Source organism: Methylobacterium organophilum (assembly GCF_022179465.1).
Classification (GTDB): domain Bacteria; phylum Pseudomonadota; class Alphaproteobacteria; order Rhizobiales; family Beijerinckiaceae; genus Methylobacterium; species Methylobacterium organophilum.
In genome coordinates this window covers 20,821-36,793 of record NZ_BPQV01000001.1, presented here as the reverse complement: position 1 = coordinate 36,793, position 15,973 = coordinate 20,821, and the positions used below count along the sequence as shown (strand labels likewise).

Here is a 15,973-nt window from a genome sequence, read left to right as displayed (position 1 = left end):
ACTGAGAGGCGAGTTCAGGGTAAAGCGCGCGGCCCATGGGCCGCGCGTTTCTTTTTGCCCGTCCGAGACCTGGGGTCCCGGGTCGGCCCGAACCAAGGGCGGGCCGCGAGCGCGCCCCTGCCTGACCGGGCGGTCAGCCGCCGGAGCGTTCGGGCAACGGGTCCAGGCCTGCTTGAGGTGATCGGCCGCCACGCGCGCCTCCATCATCCACGGTGAATGGTACCATGTTCCGGCGAGTTTTTACACCCGCGGTGTAGGTTGCCTGGACGACTTTGCCGGGTTGGTTAAGGTTCAGGCACCCGCCGGCCCGGATGTCTCCGACCGCCGTCATCTTGCGCCTACTTCCGCCCGGGGCAGCGGGTACCATCGGCGAGCGAGCTCGTCGTGGCGGACCAGGCCGAGGCGCTTCAAACGCGTTTTCGCCTTCTCGGACGCGTCCTTGCTCATCTGGGCGTCTCGGACGGCATCGTTCAGCTCGGTTCCGGACAGGCCGGCCTCGCCGGCCCGCTCCAGCGCCTCCACGATGACCGTGGCCGCGCGACCGAGGACCACGGAGGACGCTCCCGCGCGCTCGGGCCTCCCTGGCGGGGGCGGGGATGCCGGCGCCGCGGGCAGGGGCATCGGGACGGTCTCGGTCTCCGCCTTTGCCAGAAGCTCCTCCATGCGCTCCTTCTGGAGGTAGAGGAGCGCCAGCCGCGACGCGGTGGCGCGCAGGGACCTGTTCTGCTCCTCGACGAGCTTCTCGATATCCTCCTCGATGCGCCTGACCGCGGAGCGAAGGTCGTTGAACATGTGAGCTCCCCTTGCCCGCAGCGCAGCAGCCCCGGACGAAGCTGCCGGCCAGGGCTTACATGGCCATGGCCGTACCTACGGCACCTGGCGGCCGACGGCAAGCATTTCCGGCCATGGCCGCCCGGGGAACGCCGGTAAGGTTAAGAAAGCCTTTCGCCCTATGCTTGTGCCCCATCGGACTGTCCCGGCCGCGGCTCGCCGCGTTGCCCGGACGGATCCTGGGCCTGACACGGTCACGGTCTCCGGGGCAGGGCCGCCGAAGTCCAGGGCCAGGCGCCGGGGGCGGGGCTTCCGCGATGCCCTCCGCCGTTGGCGACACCTGGCGGAACGGGAGAAACGGCACCGGTTATTCCGGCATGGCCATTGCACGGGCCAGCCATGGCCATGCCGCGCCGATCCTCGTCTGACGCCAAGAGATCCTGCGGACCCGCACCGTCGGCTCAACCGCGAGGCTCGCCGGCGGGCCGGAGCCGTGCGGTCCCGGCGGCGGCTTCCGCAAGTCGCGCCTCGCGATGCCTACAAGCGAGGCCGGGTCCGGGGTGCGCCCCGGATCGCGCGATCCCATCGCCCCGGCCTGCGCGGCGTGCCGGCGACCTGCCCAGGGCCGGTGCAGCGGACAATCGCGCCGGGATGCCGACCTCGGAACGCCCCGTAGGCATGCCTTAACAATTCACGGTCATTCGTCATTTGAGGTTGATGCCCCCATCCGACGTTCTCCAGCGCCGCCCTCAGGCGGCGAGGAGCGTCCCGGGACGACGCACGGCCCGACGGCCCACGTTGGCGCCCCCGAGGGGCTGACCCCCCTCGCTCGCGGCCTTCACCGCGAGACCCCGGTCGCGGATCACCCCGGCCGAGTTAACGTCGCGATGCTCGTTCAGCCCGCACGGGCAGACGTGGCGGCGCAGGGACAGCGGCTTTGGCACAACCGCCCCGCACTGCCGGCATTCCTGCGACGTCCCCCTGGCGTCGACGCAGATCAACTCGCCACCGGCCCTGGTAGCCTTGTAGCGGACGAACTGCACGAGCTTGCCCCATCCCGCATCCAGGATGGACCTGTTCAACCCTCTCTTCTGGCGGACGTTCGCTCCGGGCTCATCGACCGTCCCGGCGGCCGAGCGGGTCATGTTCCGGATGCGCAGGTCCTCCAGCATGACGAGCGAGTGCTCGCGCGTCAGCCGCGCCGAGACGCGGTGCAGGTACTGGTCCCGCGTGTTCGCCACCGCCTGCAACTGACGCGCCAGCCGAGCCTTGATCTTGCGCCGCCGGTTCGAGCCCTTGCGGCAGCGGGCGAGGGCCCGGCGGGAGACGCGGATCTCGCGCTCGCGACGCGAGGACGGGCGGACGTTCGGGATGCGCTCGCCGGTGGACAGCGTCAGCAGCGCCTCGACGCCCAGGTCGCCGCCCACCGCCTCGCCCGCAGGCGGCGTGGTCGCCACGACTTCGCTCGTCTTGACGGTAATGCAGACGAACCAGTGCCGGCCCTTGCGCGTGAACGTCACGCCCAGGATCTTCGCGTCGGACGGCAGCGGCCGGTCGTGGTTGAGGCGGATCGGGCGGCCGAAGCCCTTGAGCCGGATGCGGTCGCCCTCGTGCCGCAGGCCGGTGGCTTCCAGCAGGCCGAAAGAGCTCCAGCGGGACGCAGGCTTGAACCGCGGGAAGCCAGGCTTGAGCCCCCGCTTCACCCGTCCGAAGAAGCCGGTGAATGCGTCCTCGACGCGCTTGAGCGTCCAACGGCCCATGGTGACCGGATCGGCGCCGTGGCCTTCCGGGTCGTCGGCGCGGATGACGGTGAGGCTCTTCTGCTGGTCGAGGCGGGTGAAGGCCTTGCGCCCGAGCCGCCAGGCGTCGCGGCGCTCCTACAGGGCGGCGTTGTAGAGCAGGCGCTGACGCTCCAGCGCCTCGGCGAGGAGGCGGTGCTGGGCGGCGGTCGGCTGAGCTTCTGCTGGTACGTCAGGATCACGCGACCAGAGTAGAACGGAGTGGGAACGCGTCAAGCCCGCCCGAAGGTCGATCAACCCCAAACGACGAAGAACCGGAAGTTCCCGCTCGACCGGATCAAGATCGACCGCTCCTTCGTCGAGGCGGTGGACGAGCCGGGCACGGCGGCCATCGTTGGGGCCATCGCCGGCCTGGGGGCCTCCCTCGGCGCCGCGGTCACGGCCGAGGGCGTCGAGACGGAGCGGCAGCTCGGGGCGCTGCGGCTGTCCGGCTGCGGCGAGGCGCAGGGCTACCTGTTCGGCAAGCCCGCGCCCGCGGCCGAGGCCGCCGCGTTCCTGCGCCGGGGGGCCGGAACGAGGGCCGCATGACCCGGGCAGCCCCTTCGGGCCGCGGCGGGCGGCACAGGGCAGGAAGCGGGCCGCCCTAGCCCGCGCCGCGGGCGATCCGGCGGACGCCGCGCCGCGACCTTGGCGGTAGGCGACACGGCCGCTTAAGATTCCCCGCGGTACGCTCGATTCGGCGAACGTCCGTCACGTTCGTCGCCGCCGTCGCAGGGCCGGATACCCGCGCGGCGCATCGCGGTTACCGAGACGGCGGAGCCGCGCCGGAGGCGGTCGGAGGCGCCCATGGAGGCTTGGTCGACCACGGCGTTCGACGAGACCTCGCAGGCGGACCTGTTCGCGGCCTCGCCGGTCGCGGGCGGCCGCCCGCCGGTGGTGCGGTGCTGGCTGGCCTTCGACCGGGGCGGCGACGACGTCGGCGTCGCGCTGACCCTGTCCGACCGCCGCCACCTCATAGCGGATGCGTCGACCGGGTACGCCATCGTCGGCGACGACGATTTGGTCCTGCTGCCGGATCGGTCGCGCGACGAGCTGATCTGCCTCGGGCCACCCTGGCTGCTGCCCGCGCTGCCCACCGGCTTCCGGGCCCGCGGCCTCGCCCACTGGTCCAAGCTTCTGCGGGACACGTCGCTGGCGACGTTCCGCCCGTCGCCGGAGGCCAACGCCTGCATCGCGTTCGATATCAGGCCCGGTCCGCCGCTCGGTTGGTCGGCGCTGCACGGCGACCTGCGCGACGGGACCGTGGGCCGCCACCCGGATCGACCGGCCCCCGACGGCGTGGCCTTCCGCGGCGCGCGGGACGCGCGGCTCGTCGACGGCCTGCTTCACTTCGAGCGCGGCCGGCAGCTTGCGGAGGCGGGGAACGGCTCCGAGGCGCGCCTGGAGCGGGCGAAACGGCATCTCCGGCGCGCCGCGCAGCATTTCGCCGCCGGGCGGCAGCTCGGATGGGGCGAGGTGGCCGAACGATACCTGTCCAGGTTGGAAAGCCAGCTCTTCCGCATGAGGCAGATGGATCTGCCCGCCCTGCTTCCGCCGCGGCAAGCCGATGCGCTGTGCCTGCCGCGCCTCGGCCTGGGCGTTCACCGCCTGATGGCCGTTCCGCTGCCGCCGTTGGCGCTGACGCGGGGGGCCGTTCCCGCGGCGGCGGGGCGGGGCGCGCGCGAGCGCCGCGAGGCGCTCTGCTTCGTCCCGCTGCATCGGCCGACGCTCCGGCGTCTCCTGCCGGGCACGCGACCCGACGCCCTGCGCGGTCAGGTCGTCTTCGGGCCGCCGGGCACGGGGACGGCGACGACCGCCGTGCGGCTCGGCAAGGGGGCGAGCGTCGCCGTCTCGGCCATCCTCGACGGCGAGGTCCACCAGCTCCTGGGCATCGCGAGCCGTGAGCGCGCTGCCGAGACGGTGACCGTGTTCGCCGATGGCAACGGCGTCGTGGTCTCGCCCGGGGTCAAGCAGGGCAGGGTAGGGCACCCGCTGACCTTCAAGGCGACCGCCCGGGAAGGCGGGAGGCACGCGCTTCGATTCACGTTCTTGACTCGCGACCGCATCGTTTCGAAGATCCAGAGAACGGTCGAGGTTTACGAGGACAACGGTCAGGATGGCTCGTCGGCATGGCGGTCGCCGAAAGCGGGATGAGATCGCAGCCGGCGCGTTCCGAATGCGCATCGCCACGTCCACGAGCGACCACTCGCCCGCGAGGACCGAAGTCAGCGTCTTCGGGGCGGGGCAGCTCGACAGCCTGCGCTTCCACGGAGGCCCGCTGCGCGGTGCGCTGGCCGACGCCGTCCGCGCGTTCGCCGAGGGCCTGGCCGAGTTCGCCGGGCGCACCTGGGCACCCGAGGCCCAGGACCCGGCGTCGGCGGCGAGGCTGCAATCCTTCCAGAACGCCGCCGTGAGCCTCTTCAGCAACCTCTTCCGCCACACGGATCCCGAGAAGGGGGCCAAGGTCCGTGCCGACCTGGACTTCTACCTCGATCACCCGAACCTCAGGTCGATCACGTTCGACAGCGACCTGGCCGGCATCCCGCTCGACGCCCTGCACTACGGGCGCGTGGGCTCGGGGTTCGACGTCGAGCGCTTCCTCGGCAGCCGGGCCCCGCTGATCCACGCGCCGAGGCCTGATAAGGAAGAGAGGGAGGCGGACGACGCCGCGCCATCCGTCGGCCTGCTCGGGTCCACGCGCGTCACCTCCGTGTCCCGACGCGACGAGGCCAGCATCTTCGCCGTCTTCGAGGACCTTGGCGCCGCCTGCACGACGCGGGAGGACACGCCCCTGCTCGGCCTGGACAGGGAGCCGATGGCCGTGGCCGACCTCGCGTCCCTGTTCCGCGCGCTGGGCCAGCTCAGGTCGGTCTGGCACGTCACCAGCCACATGGAAAGCTTCGCGGGCCAGCACTACTTCGTGCTCGACAACGGGCTGGAGGTCCGGCCCGACTTCTTCAGCCCGCACCAGAAGGAGGCCCGTCCCTTGGTCGGGGAGCCTCTCGTGTTCCTGAACATCTGCGCATCGGCGGCCCCCGGGGTCATCGCCGACAGCAACTTCCCGGACAACCTGCACCTCATGCAGGCGGGCGGCGTGATCGCGACCCACTGCCTCGTCAACGAACGCTTCGCCACGGAATTCGCGCGCCGGTTCTACCGGCACGCATTCTCCCGCGCGCCCGGGGTGCGGGGCGAGCGCCTGACGGTCGCGGAGAGCCTGCATCAAGCGCGACGCGACAGCCTCCACCGGGACGGATCCGTCGCCAGCCTCTGCTATTCCTTCCATGCCCTGGACGATTTCGCCCTGCCCGGGGCCATCGAGGGCGAGGTCGCCACGGCGCGCGGGGAAGCTCTGCATGGAGCGGCATAAGAGGGGCGGCACCGGGACGGCGGCAGCCGAGCCCGCGGTGTGGGCCGTCCTGCGGACCGGCGGGAAGCAGTACGTCGTCCGCACCGGCGACCGGCTGAACGTCGCCCGCTCGGACTACCTGGCGGCCACGGTCCGCGACGCGGACGGACGCCGCTTCCACGCGTTCGACGACATCCTCATGCTCGGCTCGGGCGAGGGCACCGTCGTCGGCAGCCCGAACGTGCCGAACGCGCGGGTCATCGCGGAACTGCTGCCCGAGAAGCGGGGACCGAAGACAGTCTCGTTCAAGAAGCGGCGGCGCCAGAACTCCCGGCGGATGCGAGGCCACCGCCAGGTCCTGCAGCCCGTGCTGATCGTCTCGGTGGAGCCAGGCGACGGGCCCTTTGGCGAGATGGCTTGGCGGAGCGTCGACCGGTCCGGACCGGCGGAGCGTGGCAGGTTGGCGGGTGCCGCCGTTCCCGACCTCCTCGCGAGCCTCCGGTGGGGTGGGCCCGGGCAGGCCGTCGAGACGCTGCGGGAGGTGGCGACAAGGTCCTGGTCCGACGTGGCGGAACGGGAGCGCCGGGAAGTGGAGAGGTCCCTCGAACCGCTCCTGACCGCACCGGACGCACGTCTGCGCGCCGCCTCGGCGCTCGCCCTGGCGACCGTCACGGGCGTCCCGGCGGGCGGGGCCACGCCGGATGCCGTGGCCGATGCCTTGACCCGGTATTTCGCGCGCACCGGACGTCGCCACTTCGCCGAGGTGGCCCTTCGGGCCGACGCCGCACGCGGCACCGGCCCGGACGGCCTCGCGCATTACCGAGCGACGGTTTCCCTGAGGGACCGGCTCGACCTGCCGTCCGGCAACGCGACGGTGCGGCTCGGGCAGGGCATCCCGGTCGCGGCGCATGTCGAGGTCAACGTCTCCGGTCCAGGGATCGACCTCGGGTCGCGGCGCGTGATCGCCCGCGGCGAGAAGCCGGCGGGAACGGTGCGCGAGGCGGTCGTCTGTTTCGGGAACGACCACAGCGTCGGGGACAGCGCGATCCTCGACGTCGTGGTGGACGGTCGGCGGATCGAGCGCCGCTTCCTTTCTCTGTCGCGGCTCGCCATCACGCGCGACCCGCCCGCCCTGCCCGGGTCCGCGAGCTGGCCGGCGGCCTACGCCGGCGGCCTGATCCCGATGCCCAACCCTCCGGCCCAGGGGTCGGCCAGCAGCCTGTAATCCCGCGCATCCGCCTCGGCGGTGCCGCCGTCCCGCGGCCCGCCGCCGAGGACGTCGATCCTGGTATGGGCGAGGCGCAGCCGCAACCCGGGTCCGTCGTCGCGGCGCACGAGCTCCATCAGGCGGACGCCGAAGGCCAGGGCCGTGTCCCCGGCCACCTTGACCAGCCCGCCCGCCTCCTTGCGCACCTTGTGGCCCAGGCCGAGCTTGGCCGCCTCCGCCACCACCGCCTCGGCGTCGATCACGCGGCCCTTGTCGTCCGTCCAGGACATCTCGATCTCCGGGCAGCGGTACACGTCCACGACGGCGAAGATCCGCACGGCCTCAGCGCCTTCGACGAAGGAAAGGTCCGGGGCGTTCGGCCCCAGCGCCCGGCCGAGCGCGGCGAAGTCGATGCCGTCGCGCGTGGCCTTGGAGAACCGCAGGAACAACTTGCGCCCGCCGCTCGCCTCCGCCTTGGCCGAGATGCTCGGCAGGGTCGCGCCCGGCCAGAACCGCTCCAGGAAGGACGCGAAGATACCCCCCTCGACCCGGCCCTCCTGGCTGTCCGAGAACGTGGCGTCGACGTCCGCGAGGCGCGCGTCGCGCGCCACCTCCGGAAGAACCAGGCCAGGCACGAGGTTCTGGAGCGCGACGGGCCCGAACGCGTCCGGCACCGCACCGCTCCCCGCCAGCAGGAGCGCTTGGCCGGGCTGCAGGTCCTCCCGTGGCACCTTGAGCAGGTTGATCCGGTGCTTGTCGAACAGCAGCCGCAGCAGCGCATCCTGGATGTCGGGTCGGAAGACCGGATCGGTCATGGCTGGGTCCTGTCTCGTCTTGGTCGACCGGCCGGACCCTATCACGCGGCGCCGACCCGGACAGCGCCGCGCACGCCCCGGGCCGAATCCGGGACGCGCGACATAGCGCCCCCGCACGGGTCCGGTTCCTGCGTCCCGCCCGCTCGGGCGCCGGAGCCACGCGCTCGCCCGCCCGCCGCGCGCCTCGCCAGCCGCCCGTCCCGCCCGCGCGGACAAGGAGACCCATGGCGGACGCCCGCATCCGAGGCGTCCGCGGCGGCAGCCGACGGGATCGACCCTGCGCAAGCGTCCATCGACGCACCGGGACCTGCAGCCGGGGCCCCGCGTCGCGCTCCGGTGCGGATCGCCCCTCAACCCCGTGGCGCTCGCTGCGCCGGCCCGGACCGGCCGCCGCTACGGCCCCGGGGTACCGCGTGGGCCTTGATCGCCCATGTAACGGCCCGTCCAGGCCGTGGAGGTCAGGATCTGCCTGCCGACGACGCCGCACGCCCCCGCGACCGCGATGGCCACCAGGATGCGCAGGAACGTTCTCCGCGCGGCCGCCCGAACCCCTGGCCGGACGCGGCGCCTTCGTCCCGCGTTCCTGGATGTCCAGGCATGGCGTTCCGCGCGCATGCGAACTCTCCGGTCTCGCGGATACACGCCCGGGAACGCGGGAGGCCGCGCGCCCGGGGGGAACGGTACCCGCCTCTCAGCGGGGCGGGTCGAAGGAGTAGGGGAAGCTCAGCGAGTGCTGAAGGCCGGCCGTGACCCGGAAGTCCTGCCGGCGGTCGCCGCCGAAGCCGACGCCGACGGCCCCGACCAGGAGCGTCTGCGGCGTCACGATGTAGCGGGCGCCGATCTCGGCGAGGTTCACCGCGCGGCCGCGCTCCCGGTCCGTCTCGCGGTAGACGTCCGCCACCAACACGACGTCGTTCGACACCGGCTGGCTGTAGGCGACGCCGACCCGGTAACGGTCGCGCCGCTCCGCGTCCCGTCCGGTTATCGGGTCGTAGTTGTGGAACCAGGACGCGTTGAAGTGGATCTGGCGCGGCACGTACGAGTACGGCGAGAGCCCCTCCGGATCGGGCGTGCCGAGGGATTTGGTGGCCAGGAACTTGAGCTCGGTCTCGGTGCCGCCGGCCATCCGCCCGTAGGGCGTGTTGACGCCGAAGGCGACCGCCATCGCGGGCAGGACCAGGTCCTCCTGGTTGACGTTGTAGAAGCCTTGCGCCCGGAACGCGCCCTGGTCCGTATCGCTCGCCGTCCCGACACGGTACGGCGCCTCGACCGAGAGCTGGAAGTTCTTGAAGGCGCCCCATTCCAGCCGCGGCACGGCCATCAGGCTGCTGAGGCCGCGCGGGTCGTTCCGGATGCGGTTGTACTGGAAGTAGGACTGCACTTCGAGGCCGTTCTCCTTGATCGGATAGGCATCCTCGATGGTGATGGGCAGGCCCTCCTCCAGGTTGGAGTGGTCGGCGGCGAGCGCCGGGCCGGCGCAGAGGGCGAGGAGGGCCGCGAGGGCGCCGCGCGTGGTCATCGACATCGGGCGGCTCCTCAGCGGACGGCAACGCGGACCGGGCCGAGGCTCGGCTCGACGGACATGTCGATGGAGGGCACGTCGGGGATATGGGCGGCCTTGGCCTTCCAGGCGGAGAGCATGTGCTCGACCATCATGGCCGGGGTCTCGCCGGGCTCGGTGGCGCCCGGCATCATCCGCATGCCGGGGGCGACCTGCATCAGGGCGTCGCGGAGCGAGCCGGGCACCTCGCCGGGCTCGATCCCGAGCCGGCCGTTCATCATCATCTGCCGCATGACTGCGGCCCGTTGCGCCTTCGAGAGGCCGCCCGGGTACATCATCGGCAGCATCTCCATGAGCATGTCCATCATGATCATGCCCATGGCGCCCTGAGGCGCGCGCACCCAGGCCGGGTAGGTGCGCGGATCGTAACTGGGGTGGGGCTCGCGGAACTTGCGGGCGTAGGCCTCGTCGCCGGGCTGGTAGCCCATGGCGTCGATGACCCGGTACATCTCGGCCCGCTTCTCCTCGACCGTCCAGCCCTTGTAGGCCAGGATCGAGTAGGCGATGCCGTGGAGCATGTGCAGGTTGTCGAAGATGTTCGCGCTCTCGGGACTCATCCGCGCGTAGCGCGGCATGATCTCCCGCGAGAGGACCATCCGGCCCGGCCGGTCCGGGAGGACGTCCCGGTACAGGGTGTCCTGCACGGCCCGGATAGCGACCTCCTGGTCGCGGTTGCCCGCGATCATCTGGGCCTCGTAGACAGCCGGGTGCCACCAGTGGGCGACGTAGAACAGACTCTGGTCGAGCGGGTAGAAGTTCCGGAAGTAGTTGAAATAGGGCTTCATCATGATGCCCGCCCGCCGCATCGTCAGCTCAAGCGGCGCGACGCTGCGGGGCACGCCCGGGGTCTGCATGGCGAGGTAGTATTCGACCGCGCGGTCGGTCCAAACCTTCTTCTCGGCCCACGGGATCTCGCGGAACGCCATCACGTCGTAAGTCTGCTCGTGATGCATGTGCGTCCAGTCGATGGTCCGGAACAGCGTGTGCATCGCCCGGTCGACGTAGGACGAGTAGTACGGCATCTCCGGCTCGGTGGCCGGCGGGTCGCGCAGCCATCCCTGCGCTTCCTTGTCGAAGCGGGCGTCGACCGCGGCGTGGTCCTCGAACCGGGTGAGTTGCAGCAGGTCGTGCTGCTTCGAGTGGAAGAAGTGCATCCCGGCACCGATGCGGTACGCTTGGTTGTGCCGGTAGAAGAACGCGAGGTTGTACGGGCCCTTGAGGAAGCCGACCTCGTTACGCTGTTCGAGCGCGAATGCCCGACCGACGCCGCTCGACAGGGTTGCCGTCGCGGCCAACGCCCCGGCGGCGCATGCGAGAAAGCCCCGTCGCGACGTGTCGGTCATCCGAACCTCCCAAGATACCCCCTATGGGTAATGGGACCGGCGCCGGCGCGTCAAAGCCAACGTGCCGATAATCCCTGGAGGAGGACAAGATCTCGCCGCGTGTTGCCGGGAGGCGACAATCGATGCGGCCAGGGGGCTGAAGGCTCGCCCCACGAGGAACGAGGCGGCGAGGTCGGAGGTGACCAGCCAAGACCGAGCGGCGAGGCGGGTGCGGGGGCCGCGGCGGGACCGAGGGGCGCAGGCCACCCCGCCACCGCGGCGGGTGCGACGCCTTCCCCTTGCCGGGAGGCGGGGACGACGACCACGAACGAGGCGCCCTCGCGCGAGGCGCCTGGCGGAGGTCAGACGATCCGGGCGATGAGGCTGCCGACCTCATCCGCGAGCCGCTGCCGCTCGGCCTCCGAAAGGTTGCCGGCGAGGGACGATTGCACCAGCGCGTGCATGTGGTCGCGAACCATGTCGGACTGCACGCGCCGGAGCGCCGCAATCACCGCATCGATCTGATGCGCGACGTCGACGCAGTAGCGCCCGGTCTCGATCATCTGCTGCACGCCGCGCACCTGCCCCTCGATGCGGCGGAGCCGCGGAAGCTGCTGCTTGTGGTCGACCGGGACGCCCCCGTGGTCCACTTCGGAACCTGACATGTTGCCGTGCACCTCTGGTGGGGAGGCCGAGCGACGGCCCGCAACCCGGAACCATACCCCAAAAGGGTATGTTGATTCATCGCGAGCCCCCGAGCTCCGCCTGAGCTTGCGGGCCGCTCCTCATAGTAAGGCTTGACCCCACCCCCAACAATGCGAGCCGCCAAATGCATCAGATGAGCCCGGACATGCAGTCCTGCATCGACGAGTGCCTGCGCTGCTATCAGACCTGCCTCGGCATGGCCTCGAACCACTGCCTCCCGGCCGGCGGCAAGCACGTCGAGCCCGAGCATTTCCGGCTGATGCTGGCCTGCGCCGAGATCTGCCGGACCTCGGCGCACTTCATGCTGCTCGGCACCGCGCACCACAAGCACACCTGCGCCGAGTGCGCCGACGTCTGCGAGGACTGCGCCCGCAGCTGCGAGCAGGTCGGCGACATGCAAGCCTGCGTCGAGCAGTGCCGCCGCTGCGCCGAGAGCTGCCGGAAGATGGCCGCCTGAACGCGGCGACCTCGCCGGTGCGGCGTTTGCGAGGGGGCCCAAGCCGCGCGCTCGCTGCCCTTCGTGCCGGCGCCGCGTCCGCCCCAGCGTGGCGGTGCCGCAGCCGGCATGGGTCACCCCGATGTCAGGCATGCCCGCCGCCGAGCGCGACGGGGCGAGCGCTGCCCGCCGCGCAGCGTCATCCGCCGTGCCAGCCGGCCCCGCGGCGGCCGGCGCGCGCCGACCGATCCGCTTGGCGCACCTGGCCTGAGAGGTCGAATCCCGTCAGACCTCACGCCGTCCCGACGGGCCCAAGCGGCGGCACCGCGTCTGGCTGCGCTGGCCTGGCGAGCGGCCAACGACAGGCCGATCCCAGGCGTGGTGGGAAGCGAAGGCCGCGTCCCCGGTCGCTCGACCCCGTCGTCCGGCGGCTGCCGGCCTCGCCTGCGCGTCAATGCCGTCAGGCGTGTTCCGCGCGTCGCCGGTTATCGGGACGACCCGCGGGGGACCGGGGCGCGGTGCCGGCGAGGTCATCGAGGATCGGGCAATCCGGACGGTCGTCGCCCGAGCAATGCTCGGCGAGATGGCTGAGGGTCCGGACCATGGCCTGCATCTCGGCGATGCGCGCTTCGAGGTCGCGCACATGCCGCGTTGCCACGGCCTTCACCTCGGAGCTGGCCCGCCGCTTGTCGTGCCAAAGGCCAAGCAGGGCGGCGACCTCGTCCAGGGGAAACCCCAGGCTGCGGGCGCGCCGCACGAAGCGGAGCGCGTGCACGTCCTCGTCACCGTAGAGCCTGTAACCCGCCTCGGAGCGCGCCGCCGGCCGGATCAGGCCGATGCTTTCGTAGTAGCGGATCATCTTGGCCGAGACCCCCGAGGCCTTGGCCGCCTCACCGATGTTCATGGCTTTGCCCTCCGCTGGACGGGTGACCGGGGCCGGGCCTTCGCAACCGCCTCCGGGTCTAGGACGCGGCGCCGCCGCGGTCGAGCCCGCGCCGGCCGGGGCCGTCCCCGACCGTGGCCCCGGGGCGGCGCCTAGGAAGCGGCAGCCTTCGTGGCCTGGAGCATCGGCGCGAACGCCCGCAAGCGGAGAGCGTTCAGGACGACGCTGACGCTGGAGAAGGCCATGGCGAGGCCGGCGAACAGCGGCGACATCAGGATGCCGAAGGCCGGATAGAGTGCACCGGCGGCGACCGGGATCAGCACGGCGTTGTAGGCGAAGGCCCAGAACAGGTTCTGGCGGATGTTGCGGATGGTCGCCCGCGACAGCGCGACGGCGTTCGCGACGTTCCGCAGGTCGCCGGACATCAGCACGACGTCCGCGCTTTCCACCGCGATGTCCGTTCCGGTGCCGATGGCCAACCCCACGTCGGCCTGCGCGAGCGCGGGGGCGTCGTTGATGCCGTCGCCGACGAAGGCCACGGGAACGGTCCCATCCGCCTGAAGCCGGCGCACGACGTCGGCCTTGTCGGTCGGCAGCACCTCCGCCTCGACCGCGTCGATGCCGAGACGGCGCGCGACGGCCTCGGCGGTGCGACGGTTGTCGCCGGTGACCATCACCACCCGCGCATCGAGGCGCCGCAGGGCCGCGATGGCCTCGGGCGTGCTCTCCTTGATCGGGTCGGCGACCGCGACCAGGGCCGCCAGGACACCATCCACGGCAACGTACAGGGGGGTCCGACCGTCGTCGGCCAGCCGCTCGGCCGCGCCGGAAAGGGCGGAGAGGTCGAGGCCGCGCCGCCGCATGAGGCGGTCGGCGCCGGCCTCGACGCGGCGTCCCTCGACCATGGCGCGTGCCCCGAACCCGGGGATCGCCTCGAACCCGACGGCCTCCGCCAGTCGGACCCCGCGCCGCTGCGCGGCCGCGACGATGGCCGCCGCGACGGGATGTTCCGAGCGCGCCTCCATCGAGGCCAGGAGCCGCAGCACGGTGTCCTCGTCGAAGCCAGGCAGGACTGCGATGTCGGTCAGCTCGGGCGTGCCCTTGGTCAGCGTCCCGGTCTTGTCGAGCGCGATCACCCGGGCGTCCCGCAGCGCCTGGAGCGCCTCCCCGCGTCGGAACAGGATGCCGAACTCGGCCGCCTTGCCGGTTCCGACCATGATCGAGGTCGGCGTCGCGAGGCCCATCGCGCAGGGGCAGGCGATGATCAGCACCGCGACCGCGTTGGCGAGCGCGAAGGCCAGGGCGGGAGACGGGCCGAAGGCGAGCCAGATCCCGAGCGTGACGGCCGCGGCGCCGAGCACGGCGGGCACGAACCAAGTCGTCACCCGGTCGACGAGGGCCTGGATCGGCAGCTTCGACCCTTGCGCCGCCTCGACGGTACGCACGATCTGCGCCAGCAACGTGTCGGACCCGACCTTGGTGGCCCGGAAGCGGAAGCTGCCGGTGCCGTTCACGGTGCCGCCGATGACCTCGTCGCCGGTTGCCTTGCGCGCGGGGACGGGCTCGCCGGTGACCATCGCCTCGTCGACGTAGGAGGCGCCGTCGAGCACGGTACCGTCGACGGGCAGGCGCTCGCCGGGCCGCACGGCGACGACGTCGCCGGGACGGACCCCCTCGACGTCGACCTCCGTCTCGACCCCGTCGCGCACGACCCGGGCCGTCCGCGCCTGGAGCGTCAGCAGGTGCCGGATCGCGTCGCTCGTGCGGCCCCTTGCCCTGGCCTCGAACCATCGTCCCAGCAGGATGAGCGTCACGATCACGGCGCCGGCCTCGAAGTAGGTGTAGGCCGTGCCGGCGGGCAGGAGCCAGGGCGCCAGCGCCGCGACGACCGAGAAGCCGTAGGCCGCGCTGGTCCCGAGCATCACCAGGCTGTTCATGTCGGGCGCGCCGCGCAGGAGGGCCGGGATGCCCTTCGCGTAGAAGCGCAAGCCGGGCCCGAACTGGATCAGGCTGGCGAAGACGAGGGACAGGAGCGTGAGCATGCCCTGACCGAGGGTTCTCGTCAGGGCCTCGTGCAGGCTGCCGGAGAGGTGCGCGCCCATCTCGAAGACGAGCAGCGGTGCGGTGGCGAGCGCGGCCAGAAGCACCGAGCGGCGCAAGGCCGCAATCTCCGCCTCGCGCTCCGCCCGTTCGCGGTCGCCGGCCGCCGCGGCGTCGCGCACCGGCTCGGCCTCGTAGCCCGCCGCGGCGACCGCCGCGACGATGCGTTGGGCCATGCCGGCCCCGCCGAGGTGGCGCACCGACGCGCGCTGGGTGGCGAGGTTCACGGTGGCGTCACGAACGCCCGGGACCTGGCCGAGCGCCCGCTCGACACGGCCGACGCAGGACGCGCAGGTCATGCCGGAAACGCGCAGCTCCGTCACGACCTCGACGGGTTCGTAGCCCGCCCCGCGAACCGCGTCGGCGACCGCGATGTCGCTCGCGCCCGCGGCCAGGACGCCGCTGACGCGTCCGGTGGCGAGGTTCACGTTGGCCGCTTGCACCCCCGCCACCGCGCGGACCGCCGTCTCGACGCGCCCTACGCACGAGGCGCAGCTCATTCCCCGGACCGGAAATTCGAACGTCGTCCCGTTCCGCCTGGCTCCTTCGGCAGTCGCTTGTGCGGCCATCCTCGTCTCCCTCGAACGTCGATGGCTCCCGAGATGGGGCTTCCTACAATGGGAAGGTCAAGGGGCCTTCGAGGCGGGCCTTCCGGTGCGGGCGATCTCGTGGTCCCGCAGAGAATGCGTTCGAATGCCAGGGATGGCCCTTGACCTTCCCACCATGGGAACGACCATTTGCGTGGGGATCCCAACCGAGGAGGTTCCCAAATGTGCTGCTGCACGAACAATCTCACCGCTCGCCCGGCTTCCGCTTCCGGTTCGGCGCGGCCCGACGCGGTCGTGCTGCGGGTCGACGGCATGACCTGCGGCCATTGCGTGCGGGCGGTCACCGCCGCCATCGCGCGCGATCTGCCCGGCGCGGTGGCGAGCGTGGACTTGGCCACGAAGACGCTCACGGTCAGCGGGACGACGGACGCGGTCGCCGTCGCCAGGGCGGTCGTGTCGGCCGGCTACACGCCCGTACAGGCCGGGTGAGTCTCCTGG

The 15,973-nt window shown here is 71.9% G+C and carries 15 protein-coding genes; 7 read left to right on the top strand and 8 right to left on the bottom strand.

The window, feature by feature from the left end; translation table 11 throughout:
• Positions 1-327 precede the first annotated feature (327 nt).
• Complete coding sequence (locus MFF21_RS00155; protein ID WP_009866583.1) at positions 328-792, bottom strand: hypothetical protein; 465 nt, start codon at positions 790-792, stop codon at positions 328-330.
• A gap of 728 nt (positions 793-1,520) precedes the next feature.
• Complete coding sequence (locus MFF21_RS00150; RefSeq protein WP_306438902.1) at positions 1,521-2,576, bottom strand: RNA-guided endonuclease InsQ/TnpB family protein; 1,056 nt, start codon at positions 2,574-2,576, stop codon at positions 1,521-1,523.
• Between MFF21_RS00150 and MFF21_RS00145 the strand changes: the two genes are divergently transcribed.
• The 5 genes from MFF21_RS00145 (at position 2,550) to rplU (ending at position 7,123) form a co-directional block, all read left to right on the top strand.
• Positions 2,550-2,765, top strand: a complete 216-nt coding sequence (locus MFF21_RS00145; protein ID WP_052300043.1) for a hypothetical protein — start codon at positions 2,550-2,552, stop codon at positions 2,763-2,765. The genes MFF21_RS00150 and MFF21_RS00145 overlap by 27 nt on opposite strands.
• A gap of 6 nt (positions 2,766-2,771) precedes the next feature.
• Entirely contained in the window at positions 2,772-3,098 is a 327-nt protein-coding gene (locus MFF21_RS00140; RefSeq protein ID WP_009864761.1) for an EAL domain-containing protein, read from the top strand.
• 258 nt (positions 3,099-3,356) lie between these two features.
• Positions 3,357-4,703 (top strand): hypothetical protein, encoded by a 1,347-nt coding sequence (locus tag MFF21_RS00135; RefSeq protein WP_012454412.1) that lies wholly within the window; start codon positions 3,357-3,359, stop codon positions 4,701-4,703.
• Between the two features lie 22 nt (positions 4,704-4,725).
• Positions 4,726-5,919, top strand: coding sequence for a CHAT domain-containing protein (locus MFF21_RS00130; RefSeq protein ID WP_142583512.1), 1,194 nt, complete (start codon positions 4,726-4,728; stop codon positions 5,917-5,919).
• Positions 5,906-7,123 carry a 50S ribosomal protein L21 gene (rplU, locus tag MFF21_RS00125; RefSeq protein WP_052300044.1) on the top strand — a complete coding sequence of 406 codons (1,218 nt, stop codon included), beginning with the start codon at positions 5,906-5,908 and terminating at the stop codon, positions 7,121-7,123. Before MFF21_RS00130 ends, rplU begins: the two co-directional genes overlap by 14 nt.
• Here rplU and MFF21_RS00120 read toward each other — a convergent pair.
• The 4 genes from MFF21_RS00120 to MFF21_RS00105 all read right to left on the bottom strand — a co-directional run bounded on the left by MFF21_RS00120 (position 7,060) and on the right by MFF21_RS00105 (position 11,468).
• Complete coding sequence (locus MFF21_RS00120) at positions 7,060-7,920, bottom strand: hypothetical protein (RefSeq protein ID WP_012454415.1); 861 nt, start codon at positions 7,918-7,920, stop codon at positions 7,060-7,062. The two genes, rplU and MFF21_RS00120, sit on opposite strands and share 64 nt — an antisense overlap.
• Before the next feature lie 691 nt (positions 7,921-8,611).
• Positions 8,612-9,445 carry a hypothetical protein gene (locus MFF21_RS00115; protein WP_012454416.1) on the bottom strand — a complete coding sequence of 278 codons (834 nt, stop codon included), beginning with the start codon at positions 9,443-9,445 and terminating at the stop codon, positions 8,612-8,614.
• Positions 9,446-9,456: 11 nt separating this feature from the next.
• The gene (locus MFF21_RS00110; RefSeq protein ID WP_012454417.1) at positions 9,457-10,824 is read right to left on the bottom strand and encodes a hypothetical protein; all 1,368 of its coding nucleotides are present in this window, start codon (positions 10,822-10,824) and stop codon (positions 9,457-9,459) included.
• Between the two features lie 341 nt (positions 10,825-11,165).
• A complete protein-coding gene (locus MFF21_RS00105) occupies positions 11,166-11,468 on the bottom strand; it encodes a metal-sensitive transcriptional regulator (protein ID WP_012454418.1) in 303 nt (100 codons plus the stop codon).
• A 164-nt stretch (positions 11,469-11,632) separates the two neighbouring features.
• Here MFF21_RS00105 and MFF21_RS00100 point away from each other — a divergent pair, with 164 nt between their 5' ends.
• Positions 11,633-11,965, top strand: coding sequence for a four-helix bundle copper-binding protein (locus tag MFF21_RS00100; RefSeq protein ID WP_142585592.1), 333 nt, complete (start codon positions 11,633-11,635; stop codon positions 11,963-11,965).
• A 439-nt stretch (positions 11,966-12,404) separates the two neighbouring features.
• Here the strand turns inward: MFF21_RS00100 and cueR are convergent, their stop codons facing one another.
• Positions 12,405-12,848 (bottom strand): Cu(I)-responsive transcriptional regulator, encoded by a 444-nt coding sequence (cueR, locus tag MFF21_RS00095; protein WP_153874043.1) that lies wholly within the window; start codon positions 12,846-12,848, stop codon positions 12,405-12,407.
• 131 nt (positions 12,849-12,979) lie between these two features.
• Positions 12,980-15,496 (bottom strand): heavy metal translocating P-type ATPase, encoded by a 2,517-nt coding sequence (locus tag MFF21_RS00090; RefSeq protein ID WP_153874042.1) that lies wholly within the window; start codon positions 15,494-15,496, stop codon positions 12,980-12,982.
• Between the two features lie 201 nt (positions 15,497-15,697).
• On the opposite strand from MFF21_RS00090, the gene MFF21_RS00085 reads away from it, so the two are divergent.
• The gene (locus tag MFF21_RS00085) at positions 15,698-15,964 is read left to right on the top strand and encodes a heavy-metal-associated domain-containing protein (protein ID WP_009866539.1); all 267 of its coding nucleotides are present in this window, start codon (positions 15,698-15,700) and stop codon (positions 15,962-15,964) included.
• The last annotated feature ends 9 nt before the right edge of the window (positions 15,965-15,973 follow it).

Coding starts and splice junctions, on each gene's coding strand:
- MFF21_RS00155 (WP_009866583.1), bottom strand. CDS start 792: ATGTTCAACGACCTTCGCTCCGCGGTCAGGCGCATCGAGGAGGATATC.
- MFF21_RS00135 (WP_012454412.1), top strand. CDS start 3,357: ATGGAGGCTTGGTCGACCACGGCGTTCGACGAGACCTCGCAGGCGGAC.
- MFF21_RS00130 (WP_142583512.1), top strand. CDS start 4,726: ATGCGCATCGCCACGTCCACGAGCGACCACTCGCCCGCGAGGACCGAA.
- rplU (WP_052300044.1), top strand. CDS start 5,906: ATGGAGCGGCATAAGAGGGGCGGCACCGGGACGGCGGCAGCCGAGCCC.
- MFF21_RS00120 (WP_012454415.1), bottom strand. CDS start 7,920: ATGACCGATCCGGTCTTCCGACCCGACATCCAGGATGCGCTGCTGCGG.
- MFF21_RS00115 (WP_012454416.1), bottom strand. CDS start 9,445: ATGTCGATGACCACGCGCGGCGCCCTCGCGGCCCTCCTCGCCCTCTGC.
- MFF21_RS00110 (WP_012454417.1), bottom strand. CDS start 10,824: ATGACCGACACGTCGCGACGGGGCTTTCTCGCATGCGCCGCCGGGGCG.
- MFF21_RS00105 (WP_012454418.1), bottom strand. CDS start 11,468: ATGTCAGGTTCCGAAGTGGACCACGGGGGCGTCCCGGTCGACCACAAG.
- MFF21_RS00100 (WP_142585592.1), top strand. CDS start 11,633: ATGCATCAGATGAGCCCGGACATGCAGTCCTGCATCGACGAGTGCCTG.
- cueR (WP_153874043.1), bottom strand. CDS start 12,848: ATGAACATCGGTGAGGCGGCCAAGGCCTCGGGGGTCTCGGCCAAGATG.
- MFF21_RS00090 (WP_153874042.1), bottom strand. CDS start 15,496: ATGGCCGCACAAGCGACTGCCGAAGGAGCCAGGCGGAACGGGACGACG.
- MFF21_RS00085 (WP_009866539.1), top strand. CDS start 15,698: ATGTGCTGCTGCACGAACAATCTCACCGCTCGCCCGGCTTCCGCTTCC.